Genomic DNA, 16,137 nt, shown 5'->3' on the forward strand with positions numbered 1-16,137 from the left:
CCAAAAGCTTAAAATAAAATGGCACATAAGAAAGGAGTTGGTAGTTCCAAAAACGGTAGAGAATCTCATTCTAAAAGATTAGGTGTTAAGATTTTCGGAGGACAAACTGCAATCGCAGGGAACATCATCATCAGACAAAGAGGTACGCAACACCACCCGGGTGAAAATGTAGGAATGGGTAAAGATCACACTTTGCACGCTCTTGTTGACGGTACTGTAGTTTTCAGAAAGAAAGCAAACAATAGATCTTTTGTATCTATCGAGCCAAACGCATAATCAACAGCGTTTTATAATATAAAAAATCCCGACTTTTCAGTTGGGATTTTTTATGATTTGATCTCTAAATTACATAGATTCCAATTGTTCTTCTGTAAACTCCATATTGTGAAATACATTCTGAACATCATCGTCTTCTTCGAATCTTTCTAGCATCTTCATATTGGCTTTGAACTGATCATCGGTCATTCCTTTTATATTGTTAGGAATTCTTTGTAATTCGGCACTTTTTGCCTCGATTCCAAGTTCATCTAGCTTATGAGACATTGAGCCGAAATCTTCGAATGCTGTTGTGATCATTACTTCGTTTTCATCCTGGTCGATTTCTTCTGCGCCACCGTCAATCATTTCCATTTCGAAATCATCCCAGTCCGATTTGATCTGAGATTTTTCGATTGTGAAAATACCTTTTCTGTCGAAGATAAAAGCTAATTCACCATTCTTACCAAGATTACCGTCGAACTTGTTGAAAATCGCTCTTACATTGGCAACAGTTCTTGTAGGATTATTTGTTGTACATTCTACAAAGAAAGCAACTCCGCCTTGCCCGTAGCCTTCATAAGTGATTTCTTCATAGTTTTCCGCATCTGCACCACTTGCCTTTTTAATGGCTCTTTCGACATTATCTTTGGGCATATTGGCACCTTTAGCATTTTGGATGCATCTTTTTAAGGCCGGATTAGAATCGGGGTCTGGGCCGCCTGCTTTTACCGCCAGAGCTATGTCTTTACCAATCTTTGAAAATGTTTTAGCCATCTTATCCCATCTGGCCATCTTTGAAGCTTTTCTATATTCGAATGCTCTTCCCATTACAGTTTTTATTTTATACTACAAAAGTACTGAAATCTGAAAACAAAAAAAATACCTCCAATAAAATTGGAGGTATTTATATTTAGAAAATTAATTTATTTAAAATTATTTTTTCTTTTTAGCCGGAGCTTTTTTCTTAGCTGTAGCTTTTTTCTTAACTTTTACTGGAGTTGGATCGTCGTAATCTCTTTTCTTAAGAGCACTCCATTGAGCCGCATCTTCAACAGCAGTTACAACAACTTTTCTGTCAACTTGTCTTTCTGCATCAGAAGCAGTTGCAGGAACAGTAGCTTTTGCTTTTCCTACCCCAATTGACTTAAGAGCAGATGGATCAACACCTCTAGAATCTAGTGCAGCAACTACTGCAGCAGCTCTTTCTCTTGAAAGTTTCAAATTATAAGCTTCAGATCCTTTAGCATCAGTTCTACCTTCTAATAGATAGTTACCTCCATCTTTTTTGATTAATTCTGCAGCTTCATCAAGTGCTGGTTTAGACTCAGCTTTGATTGTTGCTTTATTGAAATCAAAGAATACGCTTCCTAGTTTAGCTTCAACTTGAGTAGCTGTTACTGTTTTAGGTTTAGGACAACCTTGGTATTCTGGAAGACCTGGAACAGTAGGACAAGCATCATCTTTGTCTAATACTCCGTCACCATCAGTATCTGGCCAAGGACATCCTTTGTTTTCTGCTGGACCAGGAACGTCAACACAAGCATCATCTTTATCTAATACTCCGTCACCGTCTGTATCTGGCCAAGGACAACCATTGTTTTCTTTTGGACCAGCTACGTCTGGACATTGATCATCGATATCTGGAATGCCATCTCCGTCTGTATCAGGACATCCTTGGAACTCAGGTAAACCTGGCGTATCAGGACATCTGTCATCTTTGTCAGGGATTCCGTCTTTATCTCTGTCTGTATTTCCAAATCTGAATAACAATGAAGCAGATGCTTGCCAGAAGTTAGTTACATTTGATTTATCAACCGGAGTAGTAACATAATCTCCCTGAACACCTAAACCGAAGTTTTTAGTTACCCAAAAGTTGATACCAGCGCCTGTACTAACCGTAAAGTGATTAGCTTTACCTGTCATGTCTCCATCTTCATTGTAAGCACCATAATACTCACCTTTTGTATCTGTTTTTGGAAAAGTAAGACCTGTATAGTCATGTCTCAAATAGTTCGCACCAACTCTCAAGTAAGGGTCAAACCAAGACTCTTCATCCCAAAGCAAACCAGCTGCTTTGAATTGAACACCTAAACCTGTCATAAGGAAAAACTCCTTATCCATAGCGAATCTTTTATTCTCTACATTCCCAACTGTTGTTTGCCAGTCAAGAACCAAACCTTTTCCAAGGCTTCTTGCAACTGTCAATTTAGAAAGTGGAGGTGTAATAGAATATTTAGATACACCAAATAAATTGTCTTTGAAATTGTTGAATGAGAACGTGTTGCTGAAGTTACCTCTCTGAGCAACGTGATTCACTCCATGAGCACCTACACCAATAACCCACTTATTGGTCGTAGTTTGTGCGAAAACAGTAGAAGCAACAGTAAGTGCTAATGCTGAAATTCCTAATTTTAGATTTTTCATAGAATTAAATGATTAAATAATTGATAATGCAAAATAAATATAATTTTTCTTTATAAACAAAGTTTTTTTAGTTTTTCTTTAACAATCGCTGGATGTTAACTTTAGTCTCTCTTTCTTTTATTGCTTCTCTTTTGTCAAAGAGTTTTTTTCCTCTGGCAAGAGAAATTAGCAATTTTGCTTTTCCTTTATTATTAATGTATAGCTTAAGAGGGATTATAGTATTCCCAACATCCTTTAACTTTTTTTTAAGTTTTTGCAATTCGTAATTATGCAGTAGCAATTTCCGTTCCCTTTTTGTTTTGTGGTTATAAAACGTGCCAAGTTTATACTCATCTATCATCATATTAATGATATATAATTCATTGTTTATAAACTGGCAAAAGCTTTCTGTAATGGATGCCTTGGAAGATCGTAATGATTTTATCTCTGTACCCGTCAAAACAATCCCGGCTTCATATTCATCCAGAATTTCATATTCGAACCGTGCTCTCTTGTTAAGAATATTAACAGTTTTTTCGATTTTAACTTTCATATGTTAATGATTGGTGACACTTCACTATCCCAACTAATTTTCGTATTTTTGCAACAAATTTACAAAACTATATGTTAACAGTATCTAATTTATCTTTACAGTTCGGGAAGAGAGTTCTCTTTGACGAAGTTAATATAAAATTCACGAAAGGAAATTGTTATGGGATAATTGGTGCAAACGGTGCCGGGAAATCCACATTTCTTAAAATATTGAGTGGAAAGCAGGAATCCACTTCTGGCAATGTTTCATTGGAGCCGGGAAAAAGAATGTCCGTTCTGGAGCAGGATCACTTTGCATACGACAATTTCACAGTATTGGAAACCGTTCTGAGAGGAAATAAAAAGCTCTTCGAGATCAAAGAAGAGATGGATGCATTGTATGCCAAAGAAGATTTCTCCGATGAGGACGGTATCAAAGCTGGGGAACTAGGTGTAATCTACGATGAAATGGGCGGATGGAACTCAGAAGCTGATGCACAGACCATGCTTTCGAATGTCGGCATCAAAGATGATATGCACTGGCAAATGATGTCGGAACTGGAAAATAAGGACAAAGTAAGAGTTTTATTGGCTCAGGCATTGTTTGGGAATCCTGATGTTTTGATTCTGGATGAGCCTACCAATGACCTGGATATCGCAACGATCGCATGGTTAGAAGATTTCCTCGCAGATTATGAAAACACCGTAATCGTTGTTTCACACGACCGTCACTTCCTGGATGCCGTTTGTACACACATCGGAGATTTGGATTATTCAAAATTGAATCTTTATACAGGTAACTACTCGTTCTGGTATCAGGCTTCCCAGCTGGCAACGAGACAAAGAGCTCAGGCAAACAAAAAGGCTGAAGAAAAGAAAAAAGAATTACAGGATTTCATCGCGAGATTTAGTTCCAACGTGGCAAAAGCAAAACAGGCAACAGCACGTAAGAAGATGATTGATAAACTGAACATTGATGATATAAAACCATCTTCAAGAAGATATCCTGCCATTATTTTCGATATAGAAAGAGAAGTTGGAGATCAGATCCTGGATGTAAAAGGTCTTGAAAAAACAAAAGACGGAGAATTATTGTTCTCGAATATCGATCTTAATCTTAAAAAAGGTGATAAAGTCGCTGTTATTTCTAGAAACTCATTGGCCATCACAGAGTTTTTCCAGATCCTTTCCGGAACTACGCAAGCGGACAAAGGAACTTATAACTGGGGTGTAACCACGAACCAGTCTTATATGCCTTTGGACAACACAGATTATTTTCAGGATGACGTTAATCTGGTAGACTGGCTGAGACAATTCACGAAAAATGACGAAGAGCGTCATGAAGAATTTATGAGAGGTTTCCTGGGAAGAATGTTGTTTTCCGGAGATGAAGCGCTTAAATCTTGTAAAGTGCTTTCCGGAGGAGAAAAAATGCGTTGTATGTTCAGCAGGATGATGCTTCAGAAAGCGAATGTACTCCTTCTGGACGAGCCAACCAATCACCTGGATCTGGAAAGTATCACAACGTTGAACAACTCACTGAGCAACTTCAAAGGCAATCTTTTGCTTTCTTCCCATGACCACGAATTGCTGGAGACTGTTTGTAACAGAATTATTGAGCTGACGCCAAAAGGCATTATCGACAGAGATATGACTTATGATGAATATCTTGGTGACAAAAAGATAAAGGAACTCCAAGAGCAGATGTATTCTTAATCCAGAATAACAAAAATAAACTGACACAAAAAAGCATTTCGAGTTTCGGGATGCTTTTGTTTTTGAATCTATAAACTTTACGGCTTTTTGAGAATTTATCTATTGTAATTAGCTGTACCTATACCAGACTGTTTTTATCAGCATAATTAAGCTTGAAGAAAATAAATGTCATTATTGAGAAGGCCAAAAGCGAGCTTCCTCCGTAACTGAAAAAAGGCAGAGGAATCCCAACTGTCGGAAAAAGCCCCATAACCATCCCGAGATTAATGCTGAAATGAATAAGAAGAATCGAAGCAAAACAATAGCCAAAGACCCTGTTAAATATTGTTTTCTGATTTTCTGCCAGATAATAGATCCGGCCGATAAAAATGGCATAACACAGAATCAGAATTGTACTCCCGACGAACCCCCATTCTTCTCCGACGGTGCAGAAAATATAATCGGTTTCCTGCTCCGGCACGAACTTGCCCTGCGTTACTGAACCTTGTTTGTATCCTTTGCCCATCATACCGCCAGAGCCGATGGCTGTTTTGGAATAAAGCAAATTGTAACCCGAAGTATCACGGAATTCTCTTTCTCCTTTATACAAAACCTCGACTCTCTCCTGTTGGTGCTTCGGAAGCTTTTCAAAAACTATTGGTGAGATCACAGACAAACCTGCCAGCAAAAGAATAATCCCTGCAGCTGGCAAAAGACTGTAAATATTTTTATTCAGAAGGAAAACATTGAAGGCAAACCATATTGCGCCTAAAACAAGAATGATTATCATGAAATACCAAAGACTGATTTTCAAAGGATCATTGAGGTAATTTGCAATCAGGAAAACACCAGCGAATAAACTCCCGACTACAAACAGCTTTCCTGACAGACCTTCTCTGTACAGAGCTATTACGAAGGCAACAAATACCAAAAGGGAACCCACATCCGGGATCATAAGGACAACGGCGCCGGGAATCGCAATGATAGCCATCGAAGTTATGAGCGATCTTCTGTTACTGATATTAAAGTCCTGATTCGACACATAGTTTGCCAGCATCAGTGATGTTCCTATTTTTGCAAACTCAACCGGCTGCATCGTGAATCCTCCGAACTTATACCAGTTTTTCTGCCCTAGAATTTCTGTTCCGAAAGGGAATAATCCCACCAACAGCAAAATACCGCCAACATAAATCACGGCAGACATATTTTCAAAGAACTTGGTTCTCATAAAAAATATGATGATCCCGACAAAACAGGAGATGCCGAAGAAAATCAGCTGTTTCTGACCCAACTCTGCTTTTACACTATAAATATTAATAATAGCAAAAACACAAAGCAGGACATAAAGAGATATCCCAAGTTTATCTATTCCTTCCGCCCACTTCATCTCGCATTGGTTTTTAGAGGTTTCAATTTGGTACTGTCTTTCTTTAATTTCTTATTCTGAATAGCCTGCAAACTGTCTTTGATTCTCTTCAGCTGCGCCGAGTCTTTAGGTGGTTCTTTGTACCAGCCTTTACGTTTCATATCGGCGATATATTGTCTTTTATACTCCGGCATAAAGCTGGAAGTTATCATTTTCTTGTAAAGATGTTCCCTTTTCAGTTCGCCTGTGACATATTTTTCTGCAATAGTTGTACACGCCGGTCCGGCCCAAGTTGCCCCAAATCCTGCATGCTCCATCACCGCAGCGACAACAATCTTTGGCTTATCAGCAGGTGCAATCAAAACAAAAATCGAATTATCCTTTCCCTGCGGAACTTGTGCTGTTCCTGTTTTTGCCAGTTGGGTAAAATCTTTTGACATCAATCCACGTCCCGTTCCTCTCAGCATCACAGCTTCCATACCCTGAATCACCACATTATAGAATTGCGGATTCTGAACCATCGTGTAATGTTTCTTTTTAAAACGCTTATCGGGATTTGGTTTTCCATCAATAGATTTAACAATATGGGGCGTGTAATACCATCCTTTGTTTGCAATGGCCGCCACCACATTGGCCATCTGAATAGGCGTCAGCAGGACGTCACCCTGACCCATTCCGTTGAAAACCGCACCTGTTGCCAGTGGATCCCAGTTTTTCGGGTCTTTTTTAGAACCGCTGGCCTTATAAATACCTGCCATTCTTTTTTCATAGAATTCACCGGATGGGATTCTACCTCTTGCTCCAACTGCCAAATCATTATTCAGGAATTCGCCGACTCCAAAGCTGTTCATGATATTTTTCCACTCATCTACACCTTTGGACGGATTGCCTGGATATTTATTAATAATATTCAGATACGCATAAGTAAAATAACAGTTGCTGGAAACCTGAATGGAAGGAATCAACGGATCCGCACCGCCATGTCCTTTGATTCTGAGACCTCTGTAATTGAATCCGCCACCGCAAGGAAAAATCGTTTTATCTGTCATCACACCCATCTGCATGGCTGCAAGTGCCGTCAACAACTTGAAAGTAGAACCCGGCGGATAAGCCGCCTGCACAGAACGATCAAATGTAGGCTTGTTTTCATAAATCGTATCATTGGCTAACCGGTAAAGGTTTCTGGATTTTTCCGGACCTGTAAAAAGATTCGGGTCAATATCCGGGCCTGTTGCCATTGTCAGAATCTCGCCATTATTCGGGTCGATTGCAACGATCGCTCCATGCTTATTAACCAGCATCTCTTCTGCCATTCGCTGCAAATCGTAATCAATGGTCAGCGTCAAATCTTTTCCTGTAACGACTTCTTTATCAAGCTCTCCGTTTTTGTATGATCCGATACTTCTCTGGCGGATGTCTTTCTGGATATATTTCATACCTTTCTCACCACGAAGTTCTTTTTCATAGGCTTTCTCAATTCCGCTTTTGCCGGCAATATCTCCCGGCAGATAATAAAGTGAATCTTTTTTGATATCATTGTCATTAACCTGATTGGTATAACCCAGAAGATTGCCAGAAGTGTTGATTTCATATTGTCTCTGGGGACGCGGAACAATGCTGAATGCCGGATATTTAAAAATCAGTTCCTGAATTCTCGCCATATCTTCGCGGCTTAGATTCTTCATAAACGTCATCGGTGTCAACCGGGAATAATATTTTTCCTTCTCAATATTTTTCATTGTTCTGATGAACTCCGGCTTGGTCATATTCATGAGCTTGCAAAAACCAAGGGTGTCGAAATCGGGTTTCAGAAGTGCGGCAGTGTAAGAGATCTCGAATGCAGGCTGATTGCCTACGAGTATCTTCCCGTTCCTGTCAAAAATGACGCCTCTTGGCGGAATAACGTATTCGATTTTGATGGAAGTATTCGCTGCGTTAAGTGCATATCTGTCTGTAAATAACTGCAGATACGAAAGCCTTGCAATGAAAATAATTGCAATAACAGAAAGAGCGAGAAGGATTTTAAGATATTGTGATTTCAAACTTTTTGCTTGATTTTAAATGCTAATGTATAGGCTAGTATAAATACAAACGAAATTAGACTGGTTACTATTACATTGAATAAAATTTCAAAAAATCTGGTGAATTTAAAAAACTCAATAAACTGCACCAAAAACTGGTGGATAAAAATACTGGTTATTATAAAAAATATAAACTGTGTCCACTGGATACTTTGGAATGAGAAAAAATCCGTTGTTGTATCCGTAGAAGTTCTGAATATAATCGTTCTGAAATATGCGATAACCGTAGTTGCAAATGCATTGATCCCCCAAGTTCCGAGAAATGCGTCAATACATAATCCTAATAAAAAACTCAATCCCAGAAACTGAAACTGATTTCGGAAAAACGGATAAAACATGACAAATACAGGATAAAGCACAGGAATATACTGTCCAAACAAAGCAATCCTATTCAGAATAAAAATCTGAAAAGCTGTAAGCAGTGCTATTAGAAGCAAGTCCGATGCAATGTTTCTACTGACCATCTTTTTTGATTTGTACTTTTAAGGTATCATCAATTTTCTGAACCTCAGATTTTTTAAGGTTTCTAACCACAAAAACCTTGCTTAATTTTCCTATTTTCTCGCTGAGTTCTACAGAAATATCCCAGAAACCTGTTTTGCTGTCCACTTCATAACCGGCAACCGTACCTACTAATATCCCGGCTGGGAAGATAGAAGATTTTCCGTCTGTTACAACCGTGTCACCAACTTTCAGAGGAACATATTTCGGAACGTCAGAAAGTGTCATCGTCCGGGAATCATCGCCTTTCCATGACAATGTTCCGAAATAACCGGACTTTTTGAGCGCCGCACTGATTTTGATTTTATTCATACTCAGAACAGACTGAACCAAAGCATAGTTATCGGTAGTATTAATCACAATTCCGGCAATTCCTCTCGGTGCAATGACACCCATTTTGGAATTGACACCCTGAAGTCTGCCCCTGTTGATCGTAAAGTAATTATCCTTTCTGTTGATACTGTTAAAGACCACTTCGCCGTCAACAAAAGTATAAATCTGTCCGCCGCCAATGGTATCATAAACCCTCCGGAATTCTGGATTTTTTGATTTCTCTTTTCCGTAAAGTTCCAGCATCAGTGATTTGTTCTGGGCAACAAGATCTTCGTTGATTTGTTTTAATTTCAGATAAGAAGTTCCTTCATCAATATACCCGGAAACCCAGGAATTGAAAGCCGCTGTTTTAGCAGCGATAAAACTTTGCTGCATAGAATTTTTGCTGAATATCAATACAACTGCCACCAATTGTAGAAATATGAAGAACACAAATAATGCATTCTTGGAAAAAAATCTTAGCAGAGCACCCATCTAAGTTATAAATGATAATTGATGATTGATAAATAATTTTTCAGGCTTCGATTTCAGAAGTATCAAAAATTTACAATCATTGCAATTTTAAGAAGATTATTATTTGATTAAGAAATTGAATTTATCCATATTTTTCAGAGCAATTCCAGTTCCTCTTACAACTGCTCTTAACGGATCTTCAGCCACAAAAACAGGAAGTCCTGTTTTTCTGTGAAGCCTGTCTGCCAAACCTCTCAGAAGCGCACCACCACCTGCAAGATAGATACCTGTTTTGTAGATATCAGCTGCCAGTTCCGGAGGCGTCAGTGATAATGTTTCCATCACCGCATCCTCGATTCTGATAATGGATTTATCAAGCGCTTTGGCAATTTCTTTATAATTGACCATAATTTCTTTTGGTTTCCCTGTAATCAAATCTCTACCTTGTACAGGAATATCATCGATGGGAACATCCAATTCTTCAACTGCCGAACCAACTTCTAATTTGATTCTCTCAGCCGTTCTTTCCCCAATATATAAATTATGATGTGTTCTCAGGTAGTAAGCGATATCATTGGTAAAAACATCACCTGCAATTTTTACAGATTTGTCACAAACAATTCCGCCAAGTGCTACTACAGCAATCTCCGTTGTTCCACCACCTATGTCGATAATCATATTTCCTTCCGGTTTCTGAACATCTATTCCAACACCTATTGCAGCTGCCATTGGCTCGTAAATCAGACGAACTTCTTTGGCATTCACTTTCTGAGCAGAATCTCTAACCGCCCTTTTTTCAACTTCAGTAATACCAGACGGGATACAAATCACGATTCTGAGTGCTGGCTGAAAAAGCTTTCCTTTAATACCCGGAATCTGCTTGATGAATTCCTTAATCATATGTTCGGAAGCGTGGAAATCTGCAATCACACCATCCTTCAGCGGGCGAATTGTCTTGATATCTTCGTGGGTTTTACCCTGCATATGTTTTGCCTGTTCTCCCACTGCTATCGGCTTACCGGACGAACGCTCTATCGCCACGATAGAAGGCTGATCCACAACGATTTTGTTGTTATGTATAATTAGCGTATTTGCCGTCCCTAAGTCAATCGCAATCTCTTGCGTGAACATATCCAATAAACCCATTTCCGTTCAATAATTATTAAGTTTACAAAGATATAAATTTAGATACATTCTAAAGATGCAAATCCATTTTTTTTGGTTAAAATTTTATTAAATTTTCGTGTTGTAAATTATCAAAATTGCAAAAAAAATTTATGAAATCCGTGTTTAGTTATGATCGTTGGTTTAAGTATTTTAATAAATAATATAGATTTTTTCAATTCGGTAAACTGACATTCATCATCAGCCTTAGTTTTAAAAATCGTAAATTTGCTCACTGAAAATGAGCCAGAGAAATAAATTTCACCAGACTTCTGATTTTGCTGTTCTCAGCATCAGCTATGAAAAAGCCGATGCCGAAACGCGTGGCCGTTTTGCATTCTTCGATGAGCACATCAAATCTTTTGTGAATCAGATCCATGAACAGGATTACGGTGATGCCTTTGTGGTTTCCACCTGCAACAGGACAGAGATCTATTCCACTACGAAAAATTACCTTCACATTGCGGAATTATACTGTAATACTGTAGGCGTGAGTCTTTCCGAATTCCTGAAATATGTCAATGTCATCCAGCGTGAAGATGCTTTATTTCACCTTTTTCGTGTGGCCGCAGGCCTGGAAAGTCAGATAATCGGTGATTTTGAAATTGTTTCTCAAATCAAAAACGCATACCATCGGTTCAAAAAATATAAAGACTTTTCCAATCCCTATCTGGAACGAGCTATTAATTCATCCATTCAGATTTCAAAAAGAATTAAGAACGAAACCGGCATCAGCACAGGTTCTGCTTCGGTTTCTTATGCTGCGGTTCATTATATACTGAACAATACAAGACATATCCACGAAAAAAATATTCTTCTTTTAGGCGTTGGAGAGATCGGTCAAAACACGATAGAGAATCTTGTAAAACACATCTACCAGCCGAAAATCAAAATTGCAAACCGTTCTTTTGAGAAGGCCGAAAAAATTGCTGACAAATACAATATTCCTCAAATCGATTTCAACAGTTTCCCTGAAGAACTGAAACAAACTGATGTTCTGATTGTTGCAACCGGTGCTCAGAAATATATCATTGACGAATCAAATTTCCCTGAAAATAAGCCCATGTTAGTCATAGACTTATCGATTCCGAACAATGTTCAGAAGGAAATTGGTGATCTGGAAAACGTAACAGTGATAGATGTGGATCAACTCTCACAAACCATCAAGGAAACGATGGAACAGCGAAAAAAGGAAATCCCGAAAGCGGAAGGTATCATCAAAGAAATGGCAAAGGAATTCGTAGACTGGGAAAAGAAAAGAAAACTGGCTCCGAATATCAATCATTTCAAAAATTCTTTGAAAAGAATTGAGCAGCACGAGATGCATAATATCCATAAGAAATTTCATTACGCCAAAATTGAGGATATGGAACTGTCCAATAATCTGGTACAGAAAATCACGAACCGGTTTGCAAAATATATTCTGGAAAACCCTTCCCGCGCAGACGAAATCACAAAAATGATGGAAGACATCCTCGACATTCATAAACAAGACTCTGATGAACACAATAAAAATAGGAACCAGAAATAGTCCGCTTGCACTCTGGCAGGCTCACCAAGTTGAATCGAAACTGCAGAATCTTGGTTTCAAGACTGAGATTGTTCCTATTGTTAGTTCTGGCGACAAAAATCTGAATCAACCGCTTTACGCCTTGGGAATCACAGGTATTTTCACGAAGGATTTGGACATTGCTTTATTGAATAATGATATTGATATTGCCGTTCATTCCCTGAAAGATGTTCCGACGCAATTGCCGAATAACATTCAGATTTCTGCTGTTTTGGAAAGAGATTTTCCTGAAGATGTTTTGGTGAGAAATAATGACTCTGAACCCCTGGATCTGGAAGTTTTGAAAATCGCTACCAGCAGTTTGAGAAGACGCGCTTTTTGGCTGAAAGAATTCCCGGAAACTGAATTCACAGACATAAGAGGAAATGTCCAGACCCGCCTGAAAAAGCTGGATGATGGCATTGCCAACGCTACTTTATTTTCATTAGCCGGAATTAAGCGTATGAATCTGGATCTCAATTATGAACAGATTCCGTTTATGCTGCAAGCACCTTCGCAAGGTGTTGTTGCGATTGCCAGCAAAAATGATAATGAAGACCTTCCATCGATTTTAAAATCAATTTCCCATAAAGAAACTGAAATCTGTGTAACAATAGAGAGAGAATTTCTGAAAACGCTGGAAGGCGGTTGTACAGCTCCAATCGGCGCAAAAGCAGAAATGATTGACGGACAAATCAGATTCCTAGGAAGGCTATGTTCTCTTGACGGGAAAAACTGCATCGAAACAGATGAAATTTTTAACTGGAACGATTATGAAAACTTCGGAGAAAAGATAGCCAACAAAGTTCTGGAAAATGGAGGAAAAGAGCTGATGGAAGAAATTAAAAAGTCATTATAATTTTTAAAACACAAAAGCACAAAAGGGTTTCACAAAGTACTCAATTGAACATATGCCTTGTGTTCCTCGTGAAAAAACTTCGTGAACCTTGTGTTAAAATCCCAATATGAAAATCCTTTTTACAAAATCACTGGATAAAGAAAAAGTTTCTGAGAAATTGGGAACACTTGCACTGAGCGGAGTCGAAGTGTCGGTTGATTTTGTTGAAGTCATCAAAACTGAAATTTTAAAAACTAAAACTTTCGGTTTAAAAAACAACTCATTGATTTTCACCAGTGTGAATGGCGTAAAAGCTTTTTTCGAAAATGGATTTTCACCAAATGAAAATTTTGCCGAGCCGAAGAATTATAATAAAATTTATGTCGTCGGTTCGCAGACCAAAAAGGAATTGAGAAAGCACAATTTCGGAACTTTTAAACTTTGTAAGAATGCCCAGGAACTGTCTCAGTTCATAACAGAAAATTCTGTGAATGAAAAATTCCTCCATTTTTGCGGCGATATTGCTTTAGACATCTTAGATGAAAAGCTTCCTTTGCAAAATATCTCGTACAAAAAAATCCCTGTTTATAAGACAGAACTGCTCTATCCGAAAATCGATGAGAAATATCAGGCGATTGTTTTCTTCAGTCCGAGCGGAGTTCGTAGTTTTGCAAAGTTTAATCAATTTGGTGATGTTAAGATTTTTTCGATTGGAAAAACAACGACTTCCGAAATTAAGAAACTAACGGATAATAAAGTAATTACAAGCTCGAAAAATACTTTAGCTGATATTTTAAATTTGATTTTAAAAGATACTTCGACAGGCTCATTATGACAATGTTGATTTAATTTGAATGACTAAAATTGTATTTGCGAAGCGCGCCCCGACTTGAGCGGAAATCCTTTTTACGCAACGTAGTGAAGTGAAAAGATTGGGAGCGGAAGGCGGATAAAGGCGCCCAAACCTAACAAAGTGGTTCGACGCAAGTCAAAATAATATTAAAAATGATTAAAAACGACCTATATTTAAAGGCACTTCGCGGAGAAACCGTGGAAAGACCGCCAGTTTGGATGATGAGACAAGCCGGAAGATACTTACCGGAATTCATCGCATTGCGCGACCAATACGATTTTTTCACCAGATGTCAAACACCGGAACTGGCGTCGGAAATCACGGTTCAGCCGATCAGAAGATTTCCTTTGGACGCGGCGATTTTGTTCTCGGACATTTTGGTGGTTCCACAAGCGATGGGCATCGATTTCAAAATGAAAGAATCGGTTGGACCTTGGCTGGACAATCCTATCAGAACAGCTCAGCAAGTTGATGATGTGATTGTTCCTGATGTGAATGATACTTTGGGTTACGTTTTTGATGCGATAGAAATGACTTTGGAAAAGCTGGACAATGAGATTCCGTTGATTGGATTCGCTGGTTCGCCTTGGACGATTTTCTGCTACTGCATCGAAGGTAGAGGTTCGAAGGATTTCAATATCGCTAAATCGTTTTGCTTTTTGCAGACAGAATCTGCGCATAAATTATTACAGAAAATCACGGACACCACGATTGCTTATTTGAAAAGAAAAGTTGAGAAAGGTGTTTCTGCTGTTCAGGTTTTCGATTCTTGGGGTGGAATGCTTTCTCCGGCTGACTATCAGGATTTTTCCTGGCAATATATCAATCAGATTGTTGAGGCTTTGGCGCCACTGACGCACGTTGTGGTTTTCGGGAAAGGTTGCTGGTTTGCTTTGGACGAAATGACGAAATCTAAAGCGTCTGCACTTGGTGTTGACTGGACGATCACGCCTGAAAATGCTAGAAAATTCACTAATAATGCTGTGACTTTGCAGGGGAATTTTGACCCGTCGAGATTGCACTCTACACCGGAAACGATTCGGAAAATGGTTCACGAAATGATCAATCGTTTTGGAAAGGATAAGTACATTGTCAACCTCGGACACGGGATTTTACCTAACATTCCGGTTGAAAATGCCGAAGCTTTTGTAAAAGCAGTGGTGGAATGGGAACTATAAAAACAAAACGGAGCAAAAAAATTTGCTCCGTTTTTAATTATCATCAATTATCTGGTTGTCGGTTGCTGTGACTTGTTCCAGACTGAATCTTTTTTGGTTGTTGTTTTTGGCTGATTCCAATTGTTATTGTTATTCTGCATTGTTGTGTCAATCGTTCTGTTCATTCCGTTTGGCTGAACAGTTTCCGGAGCTTTTTTGTTCATTTTATTTGTCTTTTTCTCCGTTTTGGTTCTTGTTGTGTCTTGCTGTGGTGTTGTCACCTGCGCCGTAAGGAACATTGTCCCAAAAATCATTAAACCAGCTGCCATTAAATTTTTCATAATAATTATTTTAGTGTTGATAATCAAGACCAAACATTAAACCAATATTATGTTAAATAAAAAATATAGCAAACTTTAACATCGTCTTAAAGAAATTTTGAAAAAAATAAATTGTTTTTTTTAATAATTTTTGTCTTTTAGTATTGACTTAAAAGGTATCGGATAAGATCCGTAGTAGTGATGATACCGACCAGTTTTCCTCTTTTGCAGACAGGTAATGCGTGAAACTCTTTACTTGCCAGGATTTCCGCAGCTTCCTTTATAGTAGTTGCGGCATCAATTTCTGTTACATTCTTTGCCATAACCTGTTCTATAGTGAAGAGATTATAAACTTCCGTATCCACATTCCCGTCATCCATAATAGAATCTGCAAAAGATATGCGGAGCAGATCCGTATAACTCAACATCCCGATTACCGTTTTGCCATTGACTACAGGGATGTGACGGATTTTGTGCTGTCTGAAAAGCAATTCTGCATTTTCAAGATTGTCTGTTTTGGGCAATGTAATTACTTTTTTTGCCATAATTACAGTAACCGGAACTCTTTGTTTCATGGCATATTATATTTTTTATTGCATATAAAGTTAGAAACTAAGATTCATTTTCCGGCTGAG

General features: G+C 38.4%; 16 protein-coding genes. 6 read left to right on the top strand and 10 right to left on the bottom strand.

What is annotated here, in order from left to right:
* Nucleotides 1-18 precede the first annotated feature (18 nt).
* Nucleotides 19-276, top strand: coding sequence for a 50S ribosomal protein L27 (rpmA, locus tag BUA97_RS06145; protein WP_072996923.1), 258 nt, complete (start codon nucleotides 19-21; stop codon nucleotides 274-276).
* A gap of 69 nt (nucleotides 277-345) precedes the next feature.
* Here the strand turns inward: rpmA and BUA97_RS06150 are convergent, their stop codons facing one another.
* The 3 genes from BUA97_RS06150 to smpB all read right to left on the bottom strand — a co-directional run bounded on the left by BUA97_RS06150 (nucleotide 346) and on the right by smpB (nucleotide 3,214).
* Entirely contained in the window at nucleotides 346-1,086 is a 741-nt protein-coding gene (locus tag BUA97_RS06150; protein ID WP_072996924.1) for a YebC/PmpR family DNA-binding transcriptional regulator, read from the bottom strand.
* A 105-nt stretch (nucleotides 1,087-1,191) separates the two neighbouring features.
* Nucleotides 1,192-2,682, bottom strand: a complete 1,491-nt coding sequence (locus BUA97_RS06155) for an OmpA family protein (RefSeq protein ID WP_072996925.1) — start codon at nucleotides 2,680-2,682, stop codon at nucleotides 1,192-1,194.
* Between the two features lie 67 nt (nucleotides 2,683-2,749).
* Complete coding sequence (gene smpB, locus BUA97_RS06160) at nucleotides 2,750-3,214, bottom strand: SsrA-binding protein SmpB (protein WP_072996926.1); 465 nt, start codon at nucleotides 3,212-3,214, stop codon at nucleotides 2,750-2,752.
* A 71-nt stretch (nucleotides 3,215-3,285) separates the two neighbouring features.
* On the opposite strand from smpB, the gene BUA97_RS06165 reads away from it, so the two are divergent.
* Nucleotides 3,286-4,908: an ABC-F family ATP-binding cassette domain-containing protein gene (locus BUA97_RS06165; RefSeq protein WP_072996927.1), complete on the top strand. Its 1,623-nt coding sequence runs from the start codon at nucleotides 3,286-3,288 to the stop codon at nucleotides 4,906-4,908.
* Nucleotides 4,909-5,026: 118 nt separating this feature from the next.
* On the opposite strand, the gene rodA is transcribed toward BUA97_RS06165, so the two are convergent.
* The 5 genes from rodA to BUA97_RS06190 all read right to left on the bottom strand — a co-directional run bounded on the left by rodA (nucleotide 5,027) and on the right by BUA97_RS06190 (nucleotide 10,767).
* The gene (gene rodA / locus BUA97_RS06170; RefSeq protein ID WP_072996928.1) at nucleotides 5,027-6,274 is read right to left on the bottom strand and encodes a rod shape-determining protein RodA; all 1,248 of its coding nucleotides are present in this window, start codon (nucleotides 6,272-6,274) and stop codon (nucleotides 5,027-5,029) included.
* Nucleotides 6,271-8,295, bottom strand: a complete 2,025-nt coding sequence (locus BUA97_RS06175) for a peptidoglycan D,D-transpeptidase FtsI family protein (RefSeq protein ID WP_072996929.1) — start codon at nucleotides 8,293-8,295, stop codon at nucleotides 6,271-6,273. The genes rodA and BUA97_RS06175 overlap by 4 nt, the downstream gene beginning before the upstream one ends.
* Nucleotides 8,292-8,798 carry a rod shape-determining protein MreD gene (locus BUA97_RS06180; protein ID WP_072996930.1) on the bottom strand — a complete coding sequence of 169 codons (507 nt, stop codon included), beginning with the start codon at nucleotides 8,796-8,798 and terminating at the stop codon, nucleotides 8,292-8,294. Before BUA97_RS06180 ends, BUA97_RS06175 begins: the two co-directional genes overlap by 4 nt.
* Nucleotides 8,788-9,642: a rod shape-determining protein MreC gene (gene mreC / locus BUA97_RS06185; RefSeq protein ID WP_072996931.1), complete on the bottom strand. Its 855-nt coding sequence runs from the start codon at nucleotides 9,640-9,642 to the stop codon at nucleotides 8,788-8,790. Before mreC ends, BUA97_RS06180 begins: the two co-directional genes overlap by 11 nt.
* A gap of 99 nt (nucleotides 9,643-9,741) precedes the next feature.
* Nucleotides 9,742-10,767, bottom strand: a complete 1,026-nt coding sequence (locus tag BUA97_RS06190) for a rod shape-determining protein (RefSeq protein WP_072996932.1) — start codon at nucleotides 10,765-10,767, stop codon at nucleotides 9,742-9,744.
* A gap of 259 nt (nucleotides 10,768-11,026) precedes the next feature.
* Here BUA97_RS06190 and hemA point away from each other — a divergent pair, with 259 nt between their 5' ends.
* The 4 genes from hemA (at nucleotide 11,027) to hemE (ending at nucleotide 15,203) form a co-directional block, all read left to right on the top strand.
* Entirely contained in the window at nucleotides 11,027-12,316 is a 1,290-nt protein-coding gene (hemA, locus tag BUA97_RS06195) for a glutamyl-tRNA reductase (RefSeq protein ID WP_072996933.1), read from the top strand.
* Nucleotides 12,285-13,193 (top strand): hydroxymethylbilane synthase, encoded by a 909-nt coding sequence (hemC, locus tag BUA97_RS06200; RefSeq protein ID WP_072996934.1) that lies wholly within the window; start codon nucleotides 12,285-12,287, stop codon nucleotides 13,191-13,193. Before hemA ends, hemC begins: the two co-directional genes overlap by 32 nt.
* A 106-nt stretch (nucleotides 13,194-13,299) precedes the next feature.
* On the top strand, nucleotides 13,300-14,007 hold the full coding sequence (locus BUA97_RS06205) for a uroporphyrinogen-III synthase (protein WP_072996935.1): 708 nt from the start codon (nucleotides 13,300-13,302) through the stop codon (nucleotides 14,005-14,007).
* 170 nt (nucleotides 14,008-14,177) lie between these two features.
* Complete coding sequence (gene hemE, locus BUA97_RS06210) at nucleotides 14,178-15,203, top strand: uroporphyrinogen decarboxylase (protein WP_072996936.1); 1,026 nt, start codon at nucleotides 14,178-14,180, stop codon at nucleotides 15,201-15,203.
* Between the two features lie 47 nt (nucleotides 15,204-15,250).
* Here the strand turns inward: hemE and BUA97_RS06215 are convergent, their stop codons facing one another.
* A complete protein-coding gene (locus tag BUA97_RS06215) occupies nucleotides 15,251-15,523 on the bottom strand; it encodes a hypothetical protein (protein ID WP_072996937.1) in 273 nt (90 codons plus the stop codon).
* Nucleotides 15,524-15,660: 137 nt separating this feature from the next.
* Complete coding sequence (locus tag BUA97_RS06220; RefSeq protein WP_072996938.1) at nucleotides 15,661-16,077, bottom strand: CBS domain-containing protein; 417 nt, start codon at nucleotides 16,075-16,077, stop codon at nucleotides 15,661-15,663.
* Nucleotides 16,078-16,137: the final 60 nt, after the last annotated feature.

It is taken from the genome of Epilithonimonas mollis (genome assembly GCF_900142325.1).
GTDB lineage: Bacteria > Bacteroidota > Bacteroidia > Flavobacteriales > Weeksellaceae > Epilithonimonas > Epilithonimonas mollis.

Excerpts from the sequence above, each read along its gene's own strand:
- rpmA (WP_072996923.1), top strand. The coding sequence starts at position 19 with ATGGCACATAAGAAAGGAGTTGGTAGTTCCAAAAACGGTAGAGAATCT.
- BUA97_RS06150 (WP_072996924.1), bottom strand. The coding sequence starts at position 1,086 with ATGGGAAGAGCATTCGAATATAGAAAAGCTTCAAAGATGGCCAGATGG.
- BUA97_RS06155 (WP_072996925.1), bottom strand. The coding sequence starts at position 2,682 with ATGAAAAATCTAAAATTAGGAATTTCAGCATTAGCACTTACTGTTGCT.
- smpB (WP_072996926.1), bottom strand. The coding sequence starts at position 3,214 with ATGAAAGTTAAAATCGAAAAAACTGTTAATATTCTTAACAAGAGAGCA.
- BUA97_RS06165 (WP_072996927.1), top strand. The coding sequence starts at position 3,286 with ATGTTAACAGTATCTAATTTATCTTTACAGTTCGGGAAGAGAGTTCTC.
- rodA (WP_072996928.1), bottom strand. The coding sequence starts at position 6,274 with ATGAAGTGGGCGGAAGGAATAGATAAACTTGGGATATCTCTTTATGTC.
- BUA97_RS06180 (WP_072996930.1), bottom strand. The coding sequence starts at position 8,798 with ATGGTCAGTAGAAACATTGCATCGGACTTGCTTCTAATAGCACTGCTT.
- mreC (WP_072996931.1), bottom strand. The coding sequence starts at position 9,642 with ATGGGTGCTCTGCTAAGATTTTTTTCCAAGAATGCATTATTTGTGTTC.
- BUA97_RS06190 (WP_072996932.1), bottom strand. The coding sequence starts at position 10,767 with ATGGGTTTATTGGATATGTTCACGCAAGAGATTGCGATTGACTTAGGG.
- hemA (WP_072996933.1), top strand. The coding sequence starts at position 11,027 with ATGAGCCAGAGAAATAAATTTCACCAGACTTCTGATTTTGCTGTTCTC.
- hemC (WP_072996934.1), top strand. The coding sequence starts at position 12,285 with ATGAACACAATAAAAATAGGAACCAGAAATAGTCCGCTTGCACTCTGG.
- BUA97_RS06205 (WP_072996935.1), top strand. The coding sequence starts at position 13,300 with ATGAAAATCCTTTTTACAAAATCACTGGATAAAGAAAAAGTTTCTGAG.
- hemE (WP_072996936.1), top strand. The coding sequence starts at position 14,178 with ATGATTAAAAACGACCTATATTTAAAGGCACTTCGCGGAGAAACCGTG.
- BUA97_RS06215 (WP_072996937.1), bottom strand. The coding sequence starts at position 15,523 with ATGAAAAATTTAATGGCAGCTGGTTTAATGATTTTTGGGACAATGTTC.
- BUA97_RS06220 (WP_072996938.1), bottom strand. The coding sequence starts at position 16,077 with ATGAAACAAAGAGTTCCGGTTACTGTAATTATGGCAAAAAAAGTAATT.